The organism is Streptomyces sp. NPDC037410, assembly GCF_055602235.1.
Window position 1 is genome coordinate 308,773 of sequence record NZ_JBVJWR010000006.1, and the last position, 21,353, is coordinate 330,125.

The following is a 21,353-nucleotide window of genomic DNA, read 5'->3' on the forward strand; positions in this document are numbered from 1 at the left end:
TTCGCTGGCGTCCGACGTATGAGATGCGTAAGTTACGTGAGCCGGAAGCAGGGCTTACGTACAGCAGGGGGCCGCCACACATGTCCATCGATTCGCTCAGACGATCAGCCCGCGCGACGGTCTCCGGCCTCCCGCACGGCTTCTGGTGGCTGTGGCTGTCCACCCTGGTCAACCGGACCGGGGCCTTCGTCCTGACCTTCCTCCCCCTCTACCTGACCGTCGAGCTCGGGTACTCCGCCTGGTTCGCCGGACTCGTCGTCGCCCTCCACGGGCTCGGCGGCGTCGCGGGATCGCCGTTCGGCGGCATGCTCACCGACCGCTGGGGCCGCCGGCCCACCATGGTCTCCATGCACCTCGCGGCCGCCGGCTGTGCCCTGCTGCTCGCCTTCGTCACCAGCGCCTGGGCCATCGCCGGCGTCGTGCTCCTCATGGGCGTCGCCATGCAGGCCGTCCGCCCCTCCATCAACGCGACCATCGCCGACATGGTCCCCGCCCACGACGTGCGCCGGGCGTACGCCCTCAACTACTGGGCCCTCAACCTCGGCTTCGCCATCGCCTCCATCGCCGGCGGCGCCGCGATGTTCCTCGGCTACCGCTCCCTCTTCGTCGTCGACGCCGTCGCCACCACCCTGTGCGCCCTCATCGTCTTCCTCCGGCTCCCGGAGACCCGGCCCGAGGCCCCGACCGACAAGGCGGGCGAGCCGGTCGCCGAGGAGAAGGTCAGCATGCTCACCGTGCTGCGCGACGCGCCCTTCCGCACGCTCGTGCTCCTCAACCTCCTCGTCTGCCTCGTCTTCACCGCGCCCTGGATCGGCCTGCCGCTCACCATGGCGGGCGAGGGCCTCTCCTCCTCCTCGTACGGCGTCGTCATCGCCGTCAACGGCATCGTGATCGTCGGCTTCCAGCTGCTCGTCAACAAGCTGACCGACAAGCGCTCCCCGGTCGTCCTGCTGAGCCTCTCCTCCCTCCTCTTCGCCCTCGGCACCGGCGCCACCGCCCTCGCCGGCTCCCCCGTCGCCTTCGCCGCGACCGTCGTCGTCTGGACGGTCGGCGAGATGATCCACGTCCCGACGAACGCCGCCGCCACCGCCCGCCTCGCCCCCGAGCACGCCCGGGGCCGCTACCAGGGCGTGATGGGCATGTCCTGGGCCGTCGCCGGCTTCGTCGCCCCGATCGGCGCCGGCGCGATCGTCGGCGGCCCCGGCCCCGACGTCCTGTGGGCCGCGTGCGCCGCGATCGGCGTCATCGCGGCCGTCGGGTACTCGATCCGGCTGCGGAAGGCCCTGTGCGAAGAGACCGAAGAGGCCAAGGAGGCCGAGGAGACGGAGGAGGCGAAGGAGACCGCGGACGGCGTCGGTAGCGCCGCGCCCGTCTCCGAGAGCTCCTCCTCCGTCAGCGCCTGACCCGCTCCGTGTCGCCGTAGGCCGCCCACGCGGCCACGGCGAACCCCGTCCCCTCCCTGCGCACCTCGGCGGCGCCCGCCCCGCCGAAGTGCGCGGGGACGACCAGCTCCCGCGCGTCGGCGGCCCGTTCGAGGATCCGCCGGCGGCTGGCCGCCGCCCCCGCCGGGTCCACGCAGAAGCAGCTGGCCCGCTCCGGGTCGAGGATCTGCACCGGGCTGTGGAGCAGGTCGCCGACGAAGACCGCCCGGTCCGTCCCGGACGCCAGCCGCAGCACGGCCGAGCCCGGGGTGTGACCCGGCGCCGACTCCAGGACGAGGTTCTCGTCGATGCGGTGGGACCCGTCCCAGAGCGTGATCAGCCCCGCGCGGTGCACGGGCGCCACGCTGTCCTCGTAGATCAGCCGGTCCTCCTCATGGAGGCCGCCGCCGTACGCGTTCTCCGGGCCGAAGTGGAAGTCGTCGGCGGCGGGGAGGAGGTAGCGGGCGTTCGGGAACGTCGGCGCCCACTCCCCTTCGACGGAGCGCGTGTTCCAGCCGACGTGGTCCGCGTGCAGATGCGTGTTGACGACGACGTCGACGTCCTCGGGCCGGATGCCCGCCCGCTCCAGACGCCCGAGGAAACCGTCCTGCCGGTGGTGGAAGTGCGGCGAGTGCGGCCGCTCCCGCCCGTCGCCCACCCCCGTGTCCACAAGGACGGTCCGTCCGCCGCTGCGCAGCACCCAGGTCTGCAGCGCCATGACCGCGCTGTCGCCCTCCGGCGCCCAGTGGTCCGGCGCCAGCCACTGCTCGTTGTCCTTCCACACCTCGGCCCCGGCGTCCGGGACGAGGGCACGGGCGGGCGCGAACGGCCCCTGCCACTCGACGATGCGGATGATCTCGACGTCCCCCAGGACGATGCTCTGTGCGCTCTCGTTCGTCATGGGATCGACGGTAGGGAGGAGTGGGCGAGCCGCTCAATGCCCACTCGGCTCCTTCGGATACGCGAGACGCTCACTACGCTTCCCGCCATGGTGGACGTGGTGAGCGACGCGATCGCGGCCGTACGGGTCGGGCGGCCCTCCTCCGACCGGGTACGGGTCGGCGGACGCTGGTGCGCGCGGCTCGCCCCGTACGAAGGGGCCGGCTTCCACGTCGTCCTCAGCGGCAGCTGCTGGCTGCAGCCCGACGGCGGCGAACCGGTCGCGCTCGGCGCGGGCGACGCGGTGCTGCTCCCGCACGGCACCGGGCACGTCATCGCCGACGCGCCCGCCGACGCGGAGACGGTCGCGCGGGCGGTCCCCTTCGAGCGCTGGGCCGGCGGAAGCCTCCCGCGGCCGCCCCGAACGCGCGAGGTCGACATGCTCTGCGGCAAGTACCGCCTCGACCGCAGCCACGCGCACCCGCTGCTCGCGGAGCTCCCGCCGCTCGTCCACCTGCCGGCCCGCGCCGGCGAGCACCCGGAACTCCGGGCCGCGATCGGCCTCCTGGAGGGCGAGCTGGACGGACGGCGGCCGGGCGCCTCCCTCGCGCTCCCCAGCCTGCTCGACCTGCTGTTCGTGTACATGATCCGGTCCTGGGCGGCCGAGAGCACGGCCGGCGCGTGGCCGGCCGCCCTGGGCGACCCGGTGGCGGCCGCCGCGCTGCGCGCGCTGCACTCCGACCCGGCCGCGCCCTGGACCGTCGACCGGCTCGCGGCCGAGGCGGGCGTCTCCCGGCCCACCCTCGCCCGGCGCTTCACCTCCCTCGTGGGCCGGCCCCCGATGGCGTACCTCACCTGGTGGCGGCTGACCCGCGCCGCCGCGCTGCTCCGGGACACCGGCGACCCGCTGGCCACCGTCGCCCGCCGCGTCGGCTACGCCTCGCCGTACGCCCTGTCCCATGCCTTCCGCAGGGAGTTCGGCACGACGCCGGGGCGGTACAGGAACGGCGGCTAGGCCGGCTCAGCCCGTCGGCTTCTGGGTCAGGTTCTTGAAGGCGTCGAGGTTACGGGTCGACTCGCCGCGCGAGACCCGCCACTCGTACTCGCGGCGGATCGCCGACGCGAAGCCCAGTTCCAGGAGGGTGTTGAAGTCGCCGTCCGCCGCCTCCAGGACCGAGCCGAGCAGGCGGTCCAGCTCCTCCGGGGTGACGGCGGAGAGCGGGAGCTTGCCGGCGAGGTAGACGTCGCCGAGCGGGTCGACCGCGTAACCCACCCCGTACAGGCGGAGGTTGCGCTCCAGGAGCCAGCGGTGGACGCCCGCCTCGTTCTCGTCCGGGTGCCGGATGACGAAGGCGTTGAGGGAGAGGGAGTGGCGGCCCACCTTGAGCGACAGGGTGGTGAACAGCTTGCGCGTGCCCGGGAGCTTCACGACGTACGAGCCGGGCTCAGGAGACTCCCAGTCCAGCTCCGCGTCGTTGAACGTGTCCTCGATGATCCGCCGAACGTCCTCAGCCATGGTGCGAGCGTACGCGACGGCGGTTCTCGCGCAGCCGGTGGTCGTGCATGGCAGCCGTGTACACATCCGCCGTTCCCGAGGCCGCCGTGTCCCAGCCGAAGGACTCGGCGTGCCGGGCGGCCGCCGCGCCCATCGACGCCGCCAGGGCCGGGTCCGACGCGAAGCGGCCCAGCGCGCGGGCGTAGTCCGCCGGGTCGTGCCCCTGCACCAGGAAACCGGTCACCTCGTCCCGTACGGCCACGGGCAGACCGCCGACCGCCGCCGCGACGACCGGGGTGCCCGCCGCCTGCGCCTCGATCGCGACCAGGCCGAAGGACTCGCTGTACGAGGGCATGACGAGGACGCTCGCCGCGCGGAACCAGTCCGCGAGCCGGTCCTGGCCCACCGGCGGGTGGAAGCGCACGACGTCCGAGATGCCGAGCCGGGCGGCCAGCTTCTGCAGCTGCTCGGGCTTGGCGAGACCGCTGCCGCTCGGGCCGCCGACCACCGGGACGACCATGCGGGTACGGAGGGAAGGGTCCTGGTCCAGCAGCTGGGCGGCCGCGCGGAGCAGGATGTCCGGGGCCTTCAGCGGCTGTATCCGGCCGGCGAAGACGGGGATGAACGCGTCCTGCGGCAGACCGAGCCGGGCGCGGGCGGCGGCGCGGCCGTCCGCCGGGCGGAAGTGGTCGAGGTTGACGCCCGGGTGCACGACCGCGATCTTGCCGGGGTCCGCCTCGTAGAAGCGGGCGAGCTCGTCGGCCTCCTCGGCCGTGTTGGCGATCAGCCGGTCGGCGGCCGCGACGATCTGCGTCTCGCCGATCACCCGCGCGGCGGGCTCGGGGGTGTCGCCCTCGGCGAGCGCGGCGTTCTTGACCTTCGCCATGGTGTGCATGGCGTGGACGAGCGGGACGCCCCAGCGCTCGGCGGCCAGCCAGCCGACGTGGCCGGAGAGCCAGTAGTGGGAGTGGACCAGGTCGTAGTGGCCGGGGCGGTGGCCCGCCCACGCCTGCATCACGCCGTGCGTGAAGGCACAGAGCTGCGCGGGCAGCTCCTCCTTGGCCAGGCCCTCGTACGGGCCGGCGTCGACGTGCCGGACGAGGACGCCCGGGGTCAGCTCGACGACCGGGGGGAGGCCGCCGGTGGTGGCCCGGGTGAAGATCTCCACCTCGATGTCGATGGCGGCGAGACGTTTCGCCAGCTCGACGATGTAGACGTTCATGCCGCCCGCGTCGCCCGTGCCGGGCTGGTGCAGCGGCGAGGTGTGGACGCTGAGCATGGCCACGCGCCGGGGGGTGCGGTGCCGGCCGGGGAGCCGGAGCCTGGCCGGCGCCGGGTGCCGGTGCCGGGTACCGGCGAACCGGGACACGTACTGGCTCACGTCGGCGGTCCTTCCGCTCGGGGACTGCGCTGGGCGGGCATGGCAGGTGGAGGGCGCGCTACGTCCTCCACCTGCGACAACACGGGAACACCCCGGTTCATTTCCACCGACGCACCGCTTTGCCAATTCGTTGCCGGGCGGAGGCGGGGCCTACAGGACGGGACGGGGGCGGTGGGCCGGGGGCGGGGCGGGACCGCACCCGTCGCCCCGGCGGGGCCGCCCGCGTCACCCCGGCTCCCGGCCGGAGGCCCTCCCCGTACCCCTTACGCTCGTGGCATGGCCCCGCGCACCACCCGCCCGGTCGGCACGCCGACCCGCGGGACCACCAACCCGAACCGGCTGCGCCGCATGGACCGCTGGATCGCCGCCGTCCACGGCCCCGCCCTGCGCCGCTTCCCCGAGCCGCCGCTCGCCGTCGACCTCGGGTACGGGGCCGCCCCCTGGACCGCCGTGGAGCTCCTGGCCCGGCTGCGCACCGCCGAGCCCCGCACCCGGCTCTACGGCATCGAGATCGAGCCCGCCCGCGTCGAGGCCGCGAAGCCGTACGAGCGGGAGGGCCTCTCCTTCCTGCACGGCGGCTTCGAGGTGCCGGTGCCCGGCCGGGTCGCCCTGATCCGGGCCGCGAACGTGCTGCGCCAGTACGACGAGGACCAGGTCGCGGCCGTCTGGGCCCGGCTCTGCGGGCGGCTCGCGCCCGGCGGGCTGCTCGTGGAGGGGACCTGCGACGAGATCGGGCGCCGGCACGTGTGGGTGGCGCTCGACGCGGACGGGCCCCGCACGGTGACCTTCGCGACCCGGCTGGGATCGCTCGACCGGCCCTCGGACCTCGCGGAGCGGCTGCCGAAGGCGCTCATCCACCGGAACGTGCCGGGCGAGCCGGTGCACGCCTTCCTGCGGGACTTCGACCGGGCCTGGGCCGCGGCCGCCCCGTACGCCTCGCTGGGCGCCCGGCAGCGGTGGATCCGCTCCGTCCGCGACCTGGCGGCGGACTGGCCCCTGACGGACGGCCCGCGCCGCTGGCGCCAGGGCGAGGTGACGGTCCGCTGGGACGCGCTGGCGCCGCGCCTGTGAGGCACGAGTGCCCGTGACGGTACGCCAGGCGGACGCCTCCCCCGTTTTCGCCAACTCCCGCTGAATTTCCCGTACGCGGGGAACGTCGCACCCGCGTCACTCGTCCCCCGTGAGGGGATCAGGCCCGACAGGCCCCGGTTTCCCCTGTCGCTTTCCGGTTTCGCATGGCACTATCGCCAGGTCACCACAAGTTACTGACGGTAAATCAGATTTGGGTCACTCGAGGGGGAGCTCGTGAACCGACGCCGCCACGCCACCGCCGCGATCACCGTGATCTGCGCCCTGACCGTGCTGGCCTCTCCCGCACTGACCCTCCAGGCCTCCGCCGCCCCGCTCCCGCCTCCGCCGCCGAAGAAGAACCTGGAGGAGGTCCGCGAGGAGATCGACGACCTGTACCGCAAGGCGGCCGTCGCCACCGACGCGTACAACCTCGCCGAGGAGAAGACCAAGGAGCAGTCCGCCGAGATCGTCCGGCTCGCCCGGATGATCGTGGACGGCCGCCAGAAGATCGAGGACCTCAAGGCCAAGGCCGGCGCGCAGGCCCGCGCCCAGTACCGCAACGGCGGCCTCCCGGACGGCGCACAGCTCGTCCTCACGAACGACCCGCAACTCTTCCTCGACGCCACCGGCCGGCTCCAGGCCGGCGCCAAGGCCACCACCGACCTCCTGGGCGAGATGACCCGCGCCCAGGCCGAGTTGGACACGTACGCCAAGGACGCCGGCACGAACTGGACCAAGCTGGAGTCCAACCGCGTCCGTCAGGCGAAGGCGAAGAAGGAGATCAACGACAAGATCGCCGCCGCCAAGAAGCTGGAGTCCGAGCTCGCCGCCGAGGAGCGCGAGCGGCTCCGGATCCTGGAGGAGCAGGCGCAGCTCCGGGCCCAGACGACCTGGCTCGGCACCGGTGTCCTCGACGGCCTGACGCAGGGCGCGACCGCGGAGGGCAGGAAGGCGGTGGAGTTCGCGACGGCGCAGATCGGCAAGCCGTACGTCTGGGGCGCCGAGGGACCGAGGTCGTACGACTGCTCCGGGCTGACCCAGAGCGCCTGGGGCGCGGCCGGCCGGAACATCCCGCGCACCTCGCAGGAGCAGTGGCGGCTGCTTCCGCACGTGGACATCAAGGACATGCGGCCCGGCGACCTGATCGTCTACTTCAAGGACGCCAGCCACATCGGGATGTACGTCGGGAACGGGACGATCGTGCACGCCCCGCGCCCCGGCCGGAACGTGACCCTCACGGGCGCGGGCACGATGGAGATCCTCGGGGTGGTCCGCCCTTCGTGACGACGGGCCCCCTCACGGGGCGTCCGTCCTTCGCGACGGCGGCCCCATAACGCGGCGTCCGTCCCCCGTGACGGCGGCCCCGTCACGGGGCGCTCCAGGGCTTGGTCCGCCTTCGTGACGCGGGCCGCCTTCGCCGCGCGCCGGGCGTGACGGGAGCCACGCGCGGCGCGTGACCTTTCTCATGGGACCCGAGCCCCCCGTGCGGACCGAACGGGGGCAAGTACCTCCCCTTCCGCGGCATATGCCAAGCACGGCGCGCGCTCTCACAGGCTGATCACCATTCCGCTGCGCACCGCCCTACCGCTATGGTCCGGGACGGGCGGGACGCCACCCGGCGCCCTGCGCACCCTCGGGGGGAGGGAAGGAAACCCGGACCGATGCCCGTATCCGTACCGCGTCAGAGAAACGTCTCTGCCGCTGCGGGACCCGGCGACACCACCCCAATGGACGCCACTCCCATGACAGGCACAGTCACAGGCACCGATCGCACCGATCTCACTCTCCTGGTCGTCGAGGACGACCCGGCGGGTGCCCTCGCCGTACCCGAACTGCTCGACGCGGCCGACGCCGCCGGCACCCGGGTCCGCATCCGTACCGCCCGGAACCTCACCGAGGCCGAGCGGCTCCTCACCGACGACGTCCACTGCGTCCTCGTCGACCTCTCGCTGCCCGGACCCCGCGCCGCCGCCGGCGACGACCCGCTCGCCCCGCTGCGCCACATCCTGCGCCTCGCCCCGCGCCACGCCGTCCTCGCGCTCGCGGCCTCCGCCGACGCCGAACTGGCGGCCGAGGCGGTACGCGTCGGGGCCCAGGACCACCTCTTCCGCGAGGAGCTCGACGGACGGCTGCTCAGCCGGGCCATCCGCTACGCCGTCGAACGCAAGCGGGCCGACGCCGTCCAGGTGAAGCTCGCCGAGTCCCGGCTGCGCGCCCAGGAGAACGCCCGCCTCGAACGCGGCCTCCTGCCCACCCCGCTCCTGGAGGGCTCCGAGCTGCGGTTCGCCTCCCGCTACCGGCCCGGCCGTTCCCGCGCCCTGCTCGGCGGCGACTTCTACGACACCGTCCGCACCCCCGACGGCACCGTCCACGCCATGATCGGCGACGTCTGCGGGCACGGCCCCGACGAGGCCGCCCTCGGCGTCGAGCTGCGGATCGCCTGGCGGGCCCTGACCTTCGCGGGCCTGTGCGGGGACGAGCTGCTCTCGACGATGCAGCAGGTCCTGGAGCACGAGCGGGAGAGCGACGAGATCTTCGCGACCCTCTGCACCGTCGACATCGCGCCCGACGGCCGCCGGGCCGGGCTCTGCCTGGCCGGCCACCCCTCGCCGCTGATCGCCCGGCAGGGGCGGGCCGCGCGCCTCCTCCCGTACGAGGACGGGGGCCCGGCCCTCGGACTGCTGCCGCGCGCCCGCTGGCCGCGCCGACAGGTAGAGCTGGGCGGGGCGTGGAGCCTGCTCATGTACACGGACGGGCTCATCGAGGGCCGCTCGGCCGGCCCCGGCTCACCGCGGCTCGGCCAGGACGGGATGGTCGAGATGATCAACCGCCAGCTGGCCTCGGGCCTGCGGGGCGAGGAGCTCCTGGAGGCGGCCGTGACGGAGGTCCGCTCCCTGAACGGCGGCGAGCTGACGGACGACGTCGCCGTCCTGGCCCTGGAAAGGGACAGGACCCGGGTCTGAGACCCGGGTCCTGAGGTGTTCTCGCGCCTTACCGGCCGCCGTTGTAGGGACCGTACGGTCCGTCGCTGCTGGAGCCGCCGCCGGGGCGGCCGCCCCGGCCTCCGCCGGAGACCCGAGCGAGCGCCGGCCGCACGTCCACCATGAAGACGATGGCGGCGATCAGGCCCGCGATCTGCAGGAACAGCATCGGCAGCAGCAGGTTCAGGGCGAGGTTGATGGCCAGGATGATCAGCCAGAACTTCTTCGTCTGCTTCTCGGCGGCGCGGTAGGCGTCCTCGCGCGCCATGGCGGCGAAGACGAGCGCGGCGACGGCGAAGCCGGTGAAGACCAGGAAGATCACCAGGTTGAGAAGGGAGTCGAATCCCGCGCGCAACATGCTGAGCACCGCCTAGTGGAAATGGAATGAGCGCCTCGCGGTCAAGGTACCCGGTACAACGCACCGCGTACCCGAATTGGTGCCCGCCCTACTCCTTCTCGGCGGAGACGGCCGTCTTCTTGGCGGTGGTCTTGCGGGCGGTGGCCTTCCGCGCGGGCTTGGGCTCGGCCTCGGCCGCCGGGGCCTCCTCGTCAGCCTTCGCCTCCGCCTTCTCCTCCGCCTCCGCCTCCGGCTCGACGACGACGGCGATCTCGGTGATCTCCTCGGCGACCTCGCCGCGCCACGCCTTGACGGCCTCCTCGCCGTGGGCGGCGACCTCCTCGTACTTCTCGCGCGCCTTGACCGCGTACTCGGCGGCGACGCCGACCCCGCGCAGGGCCAGGTCCTGGCAGGTCTCGCCGAGCTTCTTGAGGTCGGTGTCGAGGCTGCCGACGACCTCGGCGAGCTTCGACTGGACGGTGGCCTGGGCCTCCTTGGCCTGCGTGGACACCTTCTCCTGCACGGCCTTCGGGTCGGTCTTCCGTACGGCGTCGATGCGGGCGGGCGCCTCGGCGGCGAGCTGCTCGATCAGGCCGGGAACCTTCTTGGCCTGCTGCACGGCGAGGTCGGCGGTGCCGGCGGCGAAGTAGAGAGGGGTACGCAGTTCGTCGATGATGGCCATGCTGGTGTTCCTCCCGGATGTGACGTACTAGCTCGAAGGCGTTGCGGCATCGGGGGCGCCTGCTGCGGCCGCCTGCTCGGCGGCGTCGGCGGCGTTCTCCTTGCGGAAGGAGTCGTAGATCTGGAGCAGCACCTGCTTCTGCCGCTCGTTGATCGAGGGATCGGCCAGGATGACGGCGCGCGTCTCCAGCTCCTCCCGCTCCTTCTCGTCGAGGATCCCGGCCCGTACGTACAGCGTCTCGGCGGAGATCCGCAGGGCCTTCGCGACCTGCTGCAGGACCTCGGCGCTGGGCTTGCGCAGCCCGCGCTCGATCTGGCTGAGGTAGGGATTCGACACCCCGGCGGCGTCGGCGAGCTGCCGCAGGGAGAGCTGCGCGGTCCGCCGCTGTTCGCGGAGGTACTCACCGAGATTGCCGACGTTGAGCGATGCCATGCCCCGACCATGCCAGCCTTTGCTAACTATTGCAAGCAGCTGCTTGCAATAGTCGCGCGCCGGTGCCATCCATCCATGCGTGCATGCATGGATGCCGTACGTGCGTGCCATGCTGGGCGGCGTGGACCTGGACGACCTGAAAAGACTGCGCCGCGCGCGGGACACGATGGACCGCGACTACGCGTCGCCGCTGGACGTCCCGGCGCTGGCCCGGATCGCCCTGATGTCGACGGGGCACTTCGCGCGCAGCTTCCGCACCGCGTTCGGCGAGACGCCGTACAGCTACCTCATGACGCGGCGCGTCGAGCGGGCGAAGGCGCTGCTGCGGCGGGGGGACCTGAGCGTGACCGAGGTCTGCTTCGAGGTCGGCTGTACGTCGCTCGGGTCGTTCAGCTCGCGCTTCACGGAGCTGGTGGGCGAGACGCCGAGCGCGTACCGCGCGCGGAGCCACGAGGAGGGCGCCGCCATGCCGGCGTGCGTCGCCAAGGTGCTCACCCGGCCGGTGAAGGGCTCGGCGAAGGCGTCGGCGAAGGGCAGGAGCGAACCGATCAGGAACGGAGAAGCGGGATCGAGCGCCTCGCCGTAGCGTCGACGGCATGAACGACACCAAGCTCTCGCAGTGCTTCATCACCGTCGACGACGCCGACAAGGCGCTCGCCTTCTACCGCGACGCGGTCGGCCTCGAGGTCCGCAACGACGTCGGCTACGAGGGGATGCGCTGGGTGACCCTCGGCTCGCCCGCGCAGCCGGACGTGGCAGTCGTCCTGGAGACCCCGCTCCCCGACCCCAACGCCTCGGAGGCCGACCGCGAGGCGGTCAGGGAGCTCCTCGCCAAGGGTCACCTGCGTGGCGTGATCTTCTCGACGGAGGACGTCGACGCCACCTTCGAACGTGTCCGGGCGGCCGGCGGCGACGTCCTCCAGGAGCCGGTCGACCAGCACTACGGCGTCCGCGACTGCGCCTTCCGCGACCCGTCCGGCAACATGATCCGCTTCGCCCAGCCCAAGGCCTGACCTCCTCCGACCCGGGCCCGCCCCCTCCCCGTCCAGGGGCAGGGGGCGCCGCCGTGCCAGCATGTACGGAGGCACCGACAGGGAGGGACACCATGGCAGTTGAGCGCATCCCCCGGCGGCGAGCGGACGTCCTCGACGAGACGGCGACGCCGGGGCCCGGCCGTTTCACCGGCCCGGCGACCGGGGACGAGCTGCCGATGCTCGCCGGATTCCTGGCGGACCAGCGCGCGACCCTGGCCCTCAGGTGCGCGGGCCTGGAGGAGGAGCTCGTTCACCGGTCCGTGGAACCGTCCACCCTCTCGCTGCTCGGCCTGGTCCGGCACATGGCCGACATCGAGCGCCACTGGTTCCGCGAGGTGCTCGCCGGGGAGGAGGACGCGGGCCCCCTCTTCTCCTCCCCGGACTCCCCCGACGGGGACTTCGAGGAGGCCTCGGCGGACCCGGCGGCCGTCGCGGAGGCCTGGGAGGCCTGGCGGGCGGCGGTGGCCTACTCCGACCGCTTCACGGCCGGGGCCCCGCACCTCGACGTCACGGCCCAGGACGCCTGGCGCGGCAAGGTCTCCCTGCGCTGGGTCCTCATCCACCTGATCGAGGAGTACGCCCGCCACAACGGCCACGCGGACCTCCTCCGCGAACGCATCGACGGCACGCGGGGGCTGTAGCCGCCCCTGCGGGCCACGCGGGGCGGGGCGGCCCCCAGACTCGTCCGCTTCGTGACCATCCGCGACGGACCGGTTCTCGTTACGCTGGCAGGCATGACCTCCATGGCCCCCGCCCGCACCGAGCCCGACCTCTCCTACCTCCTCGATCACACCAGTCACGTGCTCCGGACGCGGATGGCGGCCGCGCTCGCGGAGATCGGGCTCACCCCGCGGATGCACTGCGTGCTGGTGCACGCGCTGGAGGAGGAGCGGACGCAGGCGCAGCTCGCCGAGATCGGGGACATGGACAAGACGACGATGGTGGTGACCGTCGACGCCCTGGAGAAGGCCGGGCTCGCCGAGCGCAGGCCGTCCGCCACCGACCGCCGGGCGCGGATCATCGCGGTGACCGAGGCGGGGGCCGAGGTCGCGCGCGAGAGCCAGAAGATCGTCGACGGGGTGCACGAGAGCGCCCTCTCCTCGCTGCCGGACGACGAGCGCGAGGCTCTCGTGCGGGCCCTCGACCGGCTGGCCACCGACCATCTCGCGACGCCCGTCGAGAGCCCCCGGCCCGCCCGCCGGGCCCGTCAGCGCGCATGAGACTCGAACTCCTCCCGTAAAAAATAGTCTGCAACAAAACCTTCTGCTAGCGTCTCTCCTGTCGCCTCCGACGAACAGGAGAGATCCCCATGCCTGCCACCACACCCACTCGCCCCCGCCTCGCCCTCGGCGTCCTCGCCACCGGCATGCTGATGACCGTCCTCGACGGCAGCATCGTCACCGTCGCCATGCCCGCCATCCAGGGCGACCTCGGCTTCACCCCCGCCGGCCTCAGCTGGGTCGTCAACGCCTACCTGATCGCCTTCGGTTCGCTCCTCCTCCTCGCCGGCCGCCTCGGCGACCTCGCCGGCCGCAAGCGGATGTTCCTCGCGGGCACCGGGATCTTCACCGCCGCCTCGCTCCTCGCCGGCGTCGCCGCCTCCCCCGCCGTCCTCATCGCCGCCCGCTTCCTCCAGGGCGTCGGCAGCGCGGCGGCCTCCGCCGTCGGCCTCGGCATCCTCGTCACCCTCTTCACCGAACCCCGCGAACGCGCCCGCGCCATCGCCGTGTTCAGCTTCACCGGCGCCGCCGGCGCCTCCCTCGGCCAGGTCCTCGGCGGCATCCTCACCGACGCCCTAGCCTGGAACTGGATCTTCTTCATCAACCTCCCCATCGGCGTCGCCACCGTGCTCGTCGCCGTCCGCGCCCTCCCCGCCGACCGCGCCCAGGGCCCGAAGGCCGGCGCCGACGTGCTCGGCGCACTGCTCGTGACCGCCGGGCTCATGGCCGGGATCTACGCCGTCGTCAAGATCGAGGAGTACGGGGCCGGTTCGGCGCACACCCTCGGCTTCGGGGCCCTCGCCCTCACCCTCCTGGCCGGCTTCCTGATCCGCCAGGCGAAGGCCGCGAACCCCCTCATGCCGCTGCGGATCCTCCGCTCCCGCAGCGTCGCCGGCGCGAACGCCGTCCAGATGCTGATGGTCGCCGCGCTGTTCTCCTTCCAGGTCCTCGTCGCCCTCTACCTGCAGAAGGTCCTCGGGTACGGAGCCGCCGGGACCGGCTTCGCGATGCTGCCCGCCGCCCTCGTCATCGGCGCCGTCTCGCTCGGCGTCTCGGCCCCGCTCATCGCCCGCTTCGGCGAGCGGAACATCCTGGTCACCGGCCTCGTGCTGCTCGTCGGCGTCCTCGGCCTCCTGGCCCGCGTCCCCGTCCACGCCTCGTACGCCACCGACCTGCTCCCCGTGATGCTGCTCGCCGCGGGCTTCGGCCTCGCGCTCCCCGCCCTCACCGCGCTCGCCATGTCCGGCGCGGAGGAGTCGGACGCCGGCCTGGCCTCCGGTGTCTTCAACACCACGCAGCAGATCGGCATGGCCCTCGGCGTCGCGGTCCTCTCCACCCTGGCCGCCGCCCGCACCGAGTCCCTCACAGCGGCCGGAAAGCCCGACGCCGAGGCCCTGACCGGCGGTTACCACCTCGCCTTCGGCGTCGGCGCCGGGCTCCTGCTCCTCGCCCTGACCGTCGCCCTCACCGTCCTGCGCCCTCGCGTCCCCGAGAACACCCGGCAGATGACCATGGCCGCATGAGGACCGGCCGGTCACCCGCGACGGTCCGGGCCCGCACCGCCCTCGCCCGGCTCGGCGCCGAACTCACCTCCCTGTACGGGGGTCCAGACACTCCGGCAGCTCCGCCTCGTGCACAAGGGCCAGGCGCGACACGGCCCGGGTGAGCACCACGTACAGCCGGTTCAGGCCGCGCGCCTCGGCCGCCACGATCGCGGCCGGTTCGACGACCACGACGTGGTCGAACTCCAGGCCCTTGACGACGGTCGCGGGCAGCACGGACACCCGCTCCCCGTGCCCCTTCACCTCCTGGGCCACCGCGTCGACGAAGTGGTCGGCCGTGATGACCCCCACCGAACCCTCCGCGGCGAGCGCGGCCCGCACGGCCTCGCGGACCCCGGCGGCGAGCTCCGCCGTCCGGTGGACCGTCACCTCGCCGTCCCGGCGCACCGAACGCCCCGCGGGCACGCCGGCGCCGAGCCGCGGCAGGAGCCGGTTGGCGAGGTCGACGATCGCCGCCGGGACCCGGTAGCCGAGGGTGAGCGGCACGACGGGCGTCCCGGGCTTGCCCAGGTGCGCCAGCTGCTCGTCCCAGTCGCGGGCGGCCCACGGGGTGGTGCCCTGGGCGAGGTCCCCGAGGACGGTGAGCGAACCGAACTCGGTGCGGCGGGCGATGGCCCGGCACTGCATGGGCGAGAGGTCCTGCGCCTCGTCGACGACGACGTGCCCGTAGCTCTCGGGGCGTTCGATGAGGCCCGCGAGCTCGTCGAGGAGGACGAGGTCGGCGGCGGTCCAGCGCGCGGAACGGTACGAACGCGGCGGCCGCGCCCAGCGGACGGCGGCGAGCTCGGCGGCCGTGAACACCGGGCTGGCCGGGTCCGCCGAGACGCCCCCGGGCACCGGATCCGTCGAAGCGCCCGCGCCCGCCGCGCCCGCCGCGTCCGCCGCGTCCGTCGAAGCGCCCGCGCCCGCCGGGTCCGTCAGGACGCCCGCCAGGACCTCCTCCGGGGTCACCTTCGGCCAGCACCGGTCGAGGAACGCCGTCACCGCCCTCGCCCGTTCGATCCGCCGCGCCCAGGCCGCGCCCATCGGCCCCGAGCGGCGTTCGGCCCGGAGCTGGAGGGCCCGGACGATCCGGGCCCGGACCCGTTCGCGGCCGGTCGCGTAGGGCGGCGCCTCCTCCCGTACGGCCGAGACGATCGCGGCGAGCTGCGCCGCGGGAAGCCGCCAGTGGTACGAGCCGTCGGGGACGGCCAGGTCCTCCGCCGGGGCCGGGTCGACCCTGCCGTACAGCGCGCGGTGCAGCACCCCCGCCATCCGGGCGTCGTGCTTGACCAGGGCCGCCGCCTCGTCGTCCTCGGCCCGGACCGGGTGGCGGGCGATCTCGTCGTCGAGGGTGGCCTGCCGGATCCCGGTCTCGCCGAGCGAGGGCAGCACTTCGGCGATGTACGAGAGGAAGGCCCGGTGGGGGCCGAGGACGAGGAGGCCGGAGCGCCGGATCCGCTGCGGGTGCGTGTAGAGGAGGTACGCGGCCCGGTGCAGGCCCACGGCGGTCTTGCCGGTGCCGGGCGCGCCCTGCACGCACAGGGAGGCGGCGGGCTCGGAGCGTACGAGGTCGTCCTGTTCGGGCTGGATGGTGGCGGCGATGTCCCGCATGGGACCCACCCGGGGGCGCTCGATCTCCCCGGTGAGAAGGGCGCTGACCGCCCCCGTCCCCGTACCGCCGCCGTCGAGGCGTTCGTCCTCCAGGGCGGTCAGGTCCTCGGTGGCGCCCGCGCTGTTCGGGGCCCAGCCGAAGCGGCGGCGGCGCAGGACGCCCTGCGGGTCGTGGGCTCCGGCCTGGTAGTAGGCGCGGGAGACGGGCGCGCGCCAGTCGACGACGAGCGGCGGTGCGGCCGGGTGCTCGGCGATCCGGCGGCGGCCGATGTGGTGGATCTGGCCGTCCTCGCGGTCGAGGCGGCCGAAGAACAGGGGCCCGGGGGGCTGTTCGCGCATCTCCTTGGCGCGGCTGCGCAGGTGGTAGCCGAGCGCTTCGGCGTCGGCGCCGGAGGCGGCGACGTCCTCGCCGGTGACGACCTGCTCGACGACGTCCTCGGTCATGCGGATCAGGGCGGCGCGGCAGGCGTCGTGGTGGGAGCGTTCGCGGGCGAGCTCAAGGTCCAGTGACGTCATTCCGTCAAGCCTAACGGAAAGCGTTACCGGGTTACGTTTTTTACCGAGTCACAGATGAATCCTCAGTACGGCAGCCCCTCCCGCAACGACCGGAACGCCTCCCCCGCCGCGGCCACCGCGTCCCGCGCCACCACGTCGAGCGCCTCACCGGCCGTAAGGCGCGCCACGTTCTCGTTCGCCAGGATCCGCAGCACGGCCGTGATCTGCCCGGCCGCGAGCCGCGCCGCCAGGGGATCACCGCCGAGCGCCCGCGCGAGGGCCTCCTCCGACCGCTGCTGGTAGGCGTGGATCCCGGCGAGCAGGGCGGGCGTCCCGTACAGGAGGCGGTGGTACGCGAGGACCGCCGGCACGTCACAGAGCCCGGTCACCGGATCGCGCCGCTGAAGGCCGGCGAGCAGGTGCTCGCCCAGCGCGTCGAGCGGCGCCCTGCCGTCCTCGCGCCCGCCCGCCACCACGCGCGCGGACTCGTCCTCGTGGTCGGCGAAACGGTGGAGGACCAGGTCCTCCTTGGCGGGGAAGTAGCGGAAGAGGGTCGGCTTCGAGACCTCGGCGGCGGCGGCCACCTCCGCGACGGACACCGCGTCGAAGCCCTTCCGCAGGAAGAGCGTGATCGCCGCGTCCGAGAGGGCCTGCCGGGTCCGCGCCTTCTTCCGCTCGCGCAGACCGGCCTCGCCGGTCACACGGTCCTCCGCCACGAGGCGCCTCCTTCGTATGGGGCGCCCATTTTATGGCGGCTGCAATGGCGGTTTCTCTGGCGGTTTCTCTGGCGAGCGGGTCTCAGAAGACGTCGGGCGAGAAGGGCCGCAGCGGAGTGCGGAACAGCAGGTCGGCGCGGGCGGCCGCACCCGCCGTCAGCTCCTCCACGCGCCCGAGCCGGGACAGCCGTACCGCCGACTCGTCACCGAACGCGAGCGTGCCCACCTCCGCGATGTCGAGGGCGAGATCGGCCGGCGCGGACGTCCGCACACAGGCCGCGCCCGCCGGGGACGCGTCGAGCCGGAACCGCCCGCCGGCCAGTCCGCCGGCGTCCCGCACCTCCAGGACGAGGCCGTCCTCCACGGGATACGTCCGGCCCTCCAGGACCCGGACCACGTCCAGGACCCGGACCCACAGCATGTCCACGTACGTCAGGAGCCCGGCCGCGCGCGGGTCGGGCAGGAGCAGCGGCAGCGGGTCGTCGGGCGCCCGGTAGCCGGTGCGGACGGTGGCGATCCAGTCGATCGAGCAGAGGTAGTGCCACAGGGCGCGCTCGGCGGCCGGGGTGACGGCGATGAGGTCCCGTACGGTCGCCGTGTTCACCGGGCGCTTCGCGTCGTCCCACTTGTCGTCGGCGGAGTACGCGACGTACCCCTCGACCTCGCCGGACTCCGACCGGTACATCGCGTAGTACGGCTCCCGCCACGGGTGGCTCTGGTAGCCGAGTCCCGTGCCCTGCTCCCAGTCGCGTGTGCCACGGTTCGTGACCCCGGCGCGGACGCCGGCAAGGCGGCGGTGCACCTCGGGGCCGGTCTTGCGGATCTCGTCACCGTCGGTCAGATCGATCCGTCCGCCGTCCTCCGGGCGGCCCGAGCGGCGCGGGTCGAGACCGGAGCGGTTCACGTCGACGCTCCACTCGGCGGCCCAGCTCGCCGCGCCGAAGCCGAAGCGCCCGTAGATCGGGTACTCGGCGGCGATCAGCGTCGCGATCGCGTCGCCCCGCTCCTTCGCGGCGGCGAGGTCCATGGCCATCATCCGGCCGAGCAGCCCGCGCCTGCGGTGCGTCGGCGAGACCGAGACCTGCGTGATCGCGTCGGCGGCGAGGCTGCCGCCGCCGACCGTGCTGACCTCCTGCCGGAAGGACCGGAAGGTCCCGACGATCCGGTCCCGGTCGAAGACACCGAGCGTGCGCGAGAGGTCCGCGGCCGCCATCCGGTCGGCGACCTCCGCGTCGGAGACGACCGGCGTCCTGAGGAACCCGGTGCGCAGCGCCCGCTGCCAGTCGGGGAACTCGGACTCCGTCACGGCGCGCACGTCGAAGCTCATCCCCCGACCCTACGACCGGCGTGACCGGCCCCGCACGGGGTTTTTCCCGTACGGGGCGGGCGGCCCCGCACGGGGTTTTCCCCGCACGGCGGGCCGGCCCCGCACCGGAGTTCCGGCGTACTGCCCGGGCGGGCCTCAGGCGAGCAGGTCGTCCACCTGGGCCTCGCCCTCGCGGTAGCGGCGGGCGATCTCGGCGCTGCAGTCGTCGGCGGTCCGCTGGAGGTGCTGGCGGCGGCGCGAGACCTGCTGCTCGTACCCCGCGAGCCGGCCCATCGCCGCATGCAGCTCGCCATCGGTCCGGGCCGTCAGGTCCGACAGCTCGACCTCCGACAGCATCTCGGCCGCGAGCCGCCGGTACTCCTCGCCGCGCGGCGTCGACAGCGTCACGTGCCGCGCCGAGCTGCGGTGCCGCGAGGGCACGTCGGCGAGGATCTCGGAGAGCCGGTCGAGGACCGGGGCCTCCGGATCGGTGCGCCGCGCCAGCTCGGCCCGCAGGATGTCGATCCGGCCCTGGAGCATCCGGCGTACGTAACTCAGGTCGGCCTCGTCGCTCTGCGCGTCCCTGCGCAGCGCCCGCAGCTCCGGCAGCCGCAGGGCGCCGAGCTCGGGCTGCGGCCGCTCCTCCGGCTCGGCGGTCCGCTGCGCGGGCGGGCGCGTCACGGGTCCTCCGCCCGGTCCCGCGCCGCGGGTTCCGGAGCTGATCAGCGGTACGGGACCGGACGGCGTCGGCCCGGTGCCAGGTGCACTCATGAGAATCGTCCCCTCGACCGGTGCGGTCGGCCGCACCGCCTGACACGCATGGTGCCACTCCTGCACGTGCGAATGCAGGCGCTCTGCACCCGTTCGGCCCTCTTCTGTACCGGGTCGGTAGGTTGGTGCGCATGCGAGCTGTGGTGCAGAGGGTGGACGGCGCGAGTGTCGTCGTCGCAGGGGAGACCGTCGGGGAGATCACCGGCGAGGGGTTGTGCGTGCTGGTCGGGGTGACCCACGACGACACCCCGGAGAAGGCCGCCCAATTGGCCAGAAAGCTCTGGTCCGTCCGGGTACTGGACGGCGAGAAGTCGTGCTCCGACGTGAACGCGCCGCTGCTCGTCATCTCCCAGTTCACCCTCTACGGAGACGCCCGCAAGGGCCGCCGCCCCACCTGGAACGCCGCGGCTCCCGGCCCCGTCGCCGAGCCCCTGGTCGACGAGGTGGTCGCCCAGCTGCGCGCCCTGGGCGCGCACGTGGAGACGGGCCGCTTCGGAGCGAAGATGAGCGTCTCCCTCACGAACAACGGCCCGTTCACGGTCCTGATCGAGGTCTGATCAGGGCTCGACGACCGTCTCCTGCGCGGCGGCCGTCGTGCCGGCGATCAGCGGGGCGTCCACCGGTACGTTCCGCTTGAGCAGGGCGAGGGCGATCGGCCCGAGCTCGTGGTGGCGGACGGCGGTCGTCACGAAGCCGAGCTGCCGGCCCTCCTCCCCGTCGGCCGCGAGCCGGATCGGGGTGCCGTGGGCGGGCAGCAGCACCTCGCTGCCGTCCAGGTGCAGGAAGACCAGGCGGCGCGGCGGCTTCCCCAGGTTCTGCACCCGGGCGACGGTCTCCTGGCCCCGGTAGCAGCCCTTCTGAAGGTGGACGGCGCTGCCGATGAGGCCGACCTCGTGCGGAATGGTCCGGTGGTCGGTCTCGAAGCCGAGCCGCGGCCGGTGCGCCTCGACGCGCAGCGCCTCGTACGCGAGGATCCCGGCGGCCGGCCCGTGCGAGGCCGCGAAGGACTCCAGGCCCGCGCGGGGCAGGAACAGATCGCGGCCGTGCGGGGTCTCCCGTACGACGACGCCCTCGGGCACCTCGGCGATGGAACCGGCCGGGAGGTGGACGACGGCGAAGTCGTCGGTCCGGTCGGCGACCTCGACCCGGTAGAAGAACTTCATCGACTCCAGGTACGCGACGAGCTCCTCGCGCGTCCCCGGCTCGACGTGCGCCCACACCGTCGCGCCGTCGTCGACGAGGTACAGGGCGTGCTCGATGTGCCCGTTCGCGGAGAGGATCAGCGCCTCGGTCGCCTGCCCGGGCGGCAGCTCGGTCATGTGCTGGGTGACGAGCAGGTGCAGCCAGCTCAGCCGGTCGTCGCCGGAGACGGCGACGACTCCCCGGTGCGAGAGGTCGACGAAGCCGTTGCCTTCGGCGAGGGCGCGCTGCTCGCGGAACAGGTCGCCGTAGTGCGCGGCGACGCCTTCGTCGCGGCCTTCGGCGGAAACCGCGCCGGGCAGGGACAACAGAGGGCTCTTCATATCTCAGAGCCTACGACTCGGCGGCAGCGTCCTTGTTCGAACAGTCCCGGCAGCGGCCGAAGATCGCGAAGTGCTTCATGTCCGTCTCGAACCCGAAGGTCTCGCGGAGCTTCCCCGTGAACTCGGCGGCCACCTCGACGTCCGCCTCGATCACCTCGGAGCAGTCCCGGCAGACCAGGTGCAGATGATGGTGCCGGTCGGCGAGGTGATAGGTCGGCGCCCCGTGCCCCAGATGCGCGTGGGAGACGAGACCGAGCTCCTCCAGGAGCTCCAGGGTCCGGTACACGGTGGAGATGTTCACCCCGGAGGCCGTCCTGCGGACCTCGCCGAGGATGTCGTCCGGGGTCGCGTGCTCCAGCTTGTCCACGGCCTCCAGGACAAGCTGACGCTGCGGCGTCAGCCGGTAGCCGCGCTGCCGCAGATCGCTCTTCCAGTCGGTGCTCACCACGCCCCC

General features: G+C 73.4%; 23 protein-coding genes. 11 read left to right on the top strand and 12 right to left on the bottom strand.

Translation table 11 applies throughout. The annotated features are described in order from the left end of the window. Window positions 1-80 precede the first annotated feature (80 nt). Entirely contained in the window at window positions 81-1,403 is a 1,323-nt protein-coding gene (locus ACZ7HT_RS12910; RefSeq protein WP_471163869.1) for an MDR family MFS transporter, read from the top strand. Here the strand turns inward: ACZ7HT_RS12910 and ACZ7HT_RS12915 are convergent. After that, window positions 1,393-2,322: an MBL fold metallo-hydrolase gene (locus ACZ7HT_RS12915; protein WP_471163871.1), complete on the bottom strand. Its 930-nt coding sequence runs from the start codon at window positions 2,320-2,322 to the stop codon at window positions 1,393-1,395. The genes ACZ7HT_RS12910 and ACZ7HT_RS12915 overlap by 11 nt on opposite strands. A 90-nt stretch (window positions 2,323-2,412) precedes the next feature. Here ACZ7HT_RS12915 and ACZ7HT_RS12920 point away from each other — a divergent pair, with 90 nt between their 5' ends. Next, a complete protein-coding gene (locus ACZ7HT_RS12920) occupies window positions 2,413-3,315 on the top strand; it encodes an AraC family transcriptional regulator (RefSeq protein ID WP_471164061.1) in 903 nt (300 codons plus the stop codon). A 6-nt stretch (window positions 3,316-3,321) separates the two neighbouring features. Here the strand turns inward: ACZ7HT_RS12920 and ACZ7HT_RS12925 are convergent, their stop codons facing one another. Together ACZ7HT_RS12925 and mshA are read right to left on the bottom strand one after the other, a co-directional pair. Then, complete coding sequence (locus ACZ7HT_RS12925) at window positions 3,322-3,816, bottom strand: type III secretion system chaperone family protein (RefSeq protein WP_471163873.1); 495 nt, start codon at window positions 3,814-3,816, stop codon at window positions 3,322-3,324. Next, window positions 3,809-5,176: a D-inositol-3-phosphate glycosyltransferase gene (gene mshA, locus ACZ7HT_RS12930; protein ID WP_471163876.1), complete on the bottom strand. Its 1,368-nt coding sequence runs from the start codon at window positions 5,174-5,176 to the stop codon at window positions 3,809-3,811. The genes ACZ7HT_RS12925 and mshA overlap by 8 nt, the downstream gene beginning before the upstream one ends. 276 nt (window positions 5,177-5,452) lie before the next feature. Between mshA and ACZ7HT_RS12935 the strand changes: the two genes are divergently transcribed. The 3 genes from ACZ7HT_RS12935 (at window position 5,453) to ACZ7HT_RS12945 (ending at window position 9,210) form a co-directional block, all read left to right on the top strand. Then, a complete protein-coding gene (locus ACZ7HT_RS12935) occupies window positions 5,453-6,247 on the top strand; it encodes a class I SAM-dependent methyltransferase (RefSeq protein ID WP_471163879.1) in 795 nt (264 codons plus the stop codon). A 234-nt stretch (window positions 6,248-6,481) separates the two neighbouring features. After that, a complete protein-coding gene (locus ACZ7HT_RS12940; protein WP_471163882.1) occupies window positions 6,482-7,531 on the top strand; it encodes a C40 family peptidase in 1,050 nt (349 codons plus the stop codon). A gap of 443 nt (window positions 7,532-7,974) precedes the next feature. Next, window positions 7,975-9,210, top strand: a complete 1,236-nt coding sequence (locus tag ACZ7HT_RS12945) for a PP2C family protein-serine/threonine phosphatase (RefSeq protein WP_471163886.1) — start codon at window positions 7,975-7,977, stop codon at window positions 9,208-9,210. Window positions 9,211-9,238: 28 nt separating this feature from the next. Here ACZ7HT_RS12945 and ACZ7HT_RS12950 read toward each other — a convergent pair whose 3' ends face one another. The 3 genes from ACZ7HT_RS12950 to ACZ7HT_RS12960 all read right to left on the bottom strand — a co-directional run bounded on the left by ACZ7HT_RS12950 (window position 9,239) and on the right by ACZ7HT_RS12960 (window position 10,679). Continuing rightward, window positions 9,239-9,586: a DUF2516 family protein gene (locus tag ACZ7HT_RS12950; protein ID WP_471163889.1), complete on the bottom strand. Its 348-nt coding sequence runs from the start codon at window positions 9,584-9,586 to the stop codon at window positions 9,239-9,241. An 88-nt stretch (window positions 9,587-9,674) separates the two neighbouring features. Further along, window positions 9,675-10,247 (bottom strand): hypothetical protein, encoded by a 573-nt coding sequence (locus tag ACZ7HT_RS12955; RefSeq protein WP_471163892.1) that lies wholly within the window; start codon window positions 10,245-10,247, stop codon window positions 9,675-9,677. 27 nt (window positions 10,248-10,274) lie between these two features. After that, complete coding sequence (locus ACZ7HT_RS12960; RefSeq protein WP_471163895.1) at window positions 10,275-10,679, bottom strand: helix-turn-helix domain-containing protein; 405 nt, start codon at window positions 10,677-10,679, stop codon at window positions 10,275-10,277. Between the two features lie 109 nt (window positions 10,680-10,788). Between ACZ7HT_RS12960 and ACZ7HT_RS12965 the strand changes: the two genes are divergently transcribed. From ACZ7HT_RS12965 to ACZ7HT_RS12985, 5 genes are all read left to right on the top strand, one after another. Further along, entirely contained in the window at window positions 10,789-11,265 is a 477-nt protein-coding gene (locus tag ACZ7HT_RS12965; RefSeq protein WP_471164064.1) for a helix-turn-helix domain-containing protein, read from the top strand. Between the two features lie 10 nt (window positions 11,266-11,275). After that, entirely contained in the window at window positions 11,276-11,692 is a 417-nt protein-coding gene (locus ACZ7HT_RS12970) for a VOC family protein (RefSeq protein ID WP_471163898.1), read from the top strand. Between the two features lie 92 nt (window positions 11,693-11,784). Continuing rightward, window positions 11,785-12,354 (top strand): DinB family protein, encoded by a 570-nt coding sequence (locus tag ACZ7HT_RS12975; RefSeq protein WP_471163900.1) that lies wholly within the window; start codon window positions 11,785-11,787, stop codon window positions 12,352-12,354. 93 nt (window positions 12,355-12,447) lie between these two features. Next, window positions 12,448-12,933, top strand: coding sequence for a MarR family winged helix-turn-helix transcriptional regulator (locus ACZ7HT_RS12980; protein ID WP_471163903.1), 486 nt, complete (start codon window positions 12,448-12,450; stop codon window positions 12,931-12,933). 89 nt (window positions 12,934-13,022) lie between these two features. Continuing rightward, the gene (locus ACZ7HT_RS12985; RefSeq protein WP_471163906.1) at window positions 13,023-14,456 is read left to right on the top strand and encodes an MFS transporter; all 1,434 of its coding nucleotides are present in this window, start codon (window positions 13,023-13,025) and stop codon (window positions 14,454-14,456) included. Window positions 14,457-14,519: 63 nt separating this feature from the next. Here the strand turns inward: ACZ7HT_RS12985 and ACZ7HT_RS12990 are convergent, their stop codons facing one another. From ACZ7HT_RS12990 to ACZ7HT_RS13005, 4 genes are all read right to left on the bottom strand, one after another. Continuing rightward, complete coding sequence (locus ACZ7HT_RS12990; RefSeq protein ID WP_471163908.1) at window positions 14,520-16,604, bottom strand: HelD family protein; 2,085 nt, start codon at window positions 16,602-16,604, stop codon at window positions 14,520-14,522. A 62-nt stretch (window positions 16,605-16,666) separates the two neighbouring features. Continuing rightward, entirely contained in the window at window positions 16,667-17,299 is a 633-nt protein-coding gene (locus ACZ7HT_RS12995) for a TetR/AcrR family transcriptional regulator (RefSeq protein WP_471163911.1), read from the bottom strand. Between the two features lie 82 nt (window positions 17,300-17,381). After that, window positions 17,382-18,626: a GNAT family N-acetyltransferase gene (locus tag ACZ7HT_RS13000; RefSeq protein WP_471163913.1), complete on the bottom strand. Its 1,245-nt coding sequence runs from the start codon at window positions 18,624-18,626 to the stop codon at window positions 17,382-17,384. Between the two features lie 135 nt (window positions 18,627-18,761). Beyond that, a complete protein-coding gene (locus ACZ7HT_RS13005) occupies window positions 18,762-19,376 on the bottom strand; it encodes an RsiG family protein (protein ID WP_471163915.1) in 615 nt (204 codons plus the stop codon). 131 nt (window positions 19,377-19,507) lie between these two features. Here ACZ7HT_RS13005 and dtd point away from each other — a divergent pair, with 131 nt between their 5' ends. Next, a complete protein-coding gene (dtd, locus tag ACZ7HT_RS13010; RefSeq protein ID WP_471163917.1) occupies window positions 19,508-19,933 on the top strand; it encodes a D-aminoacyl-tRNA deacylase in 426 nt (141 codons plus the stop codon). Here dtd and ygfZ read toward each other — a convergent pair whose 3' ends face one another. After that, window positions 19,934-20,899, bottom strand: a complete 966-nt coding sequence (ygfZ, locus tag ACZ7HT_RS13015) for a CAF17-like 4Fe-4S cluster assembly/insertion protein YgfZ (protein WP_471163921.1) — start codon at window positions 20,897-20,899, stop codon at window positions 19,934-19,936. 10 nt (window positions 20,900-20,909) lie between these two features. After that, window positions 20,910-21,347, bottom strand: a complete 438-nt coding sequence (locus ACZ7HT_RS13020; RefSeq protein ID WP_356900873.1) for a Fur family transcriptional regulator — start codon at window positions 21,345-21,347, stop codon at window positions 20,910-20,912. Window positions 21,348-21,353: the final 6 nt, after the last annotated feature.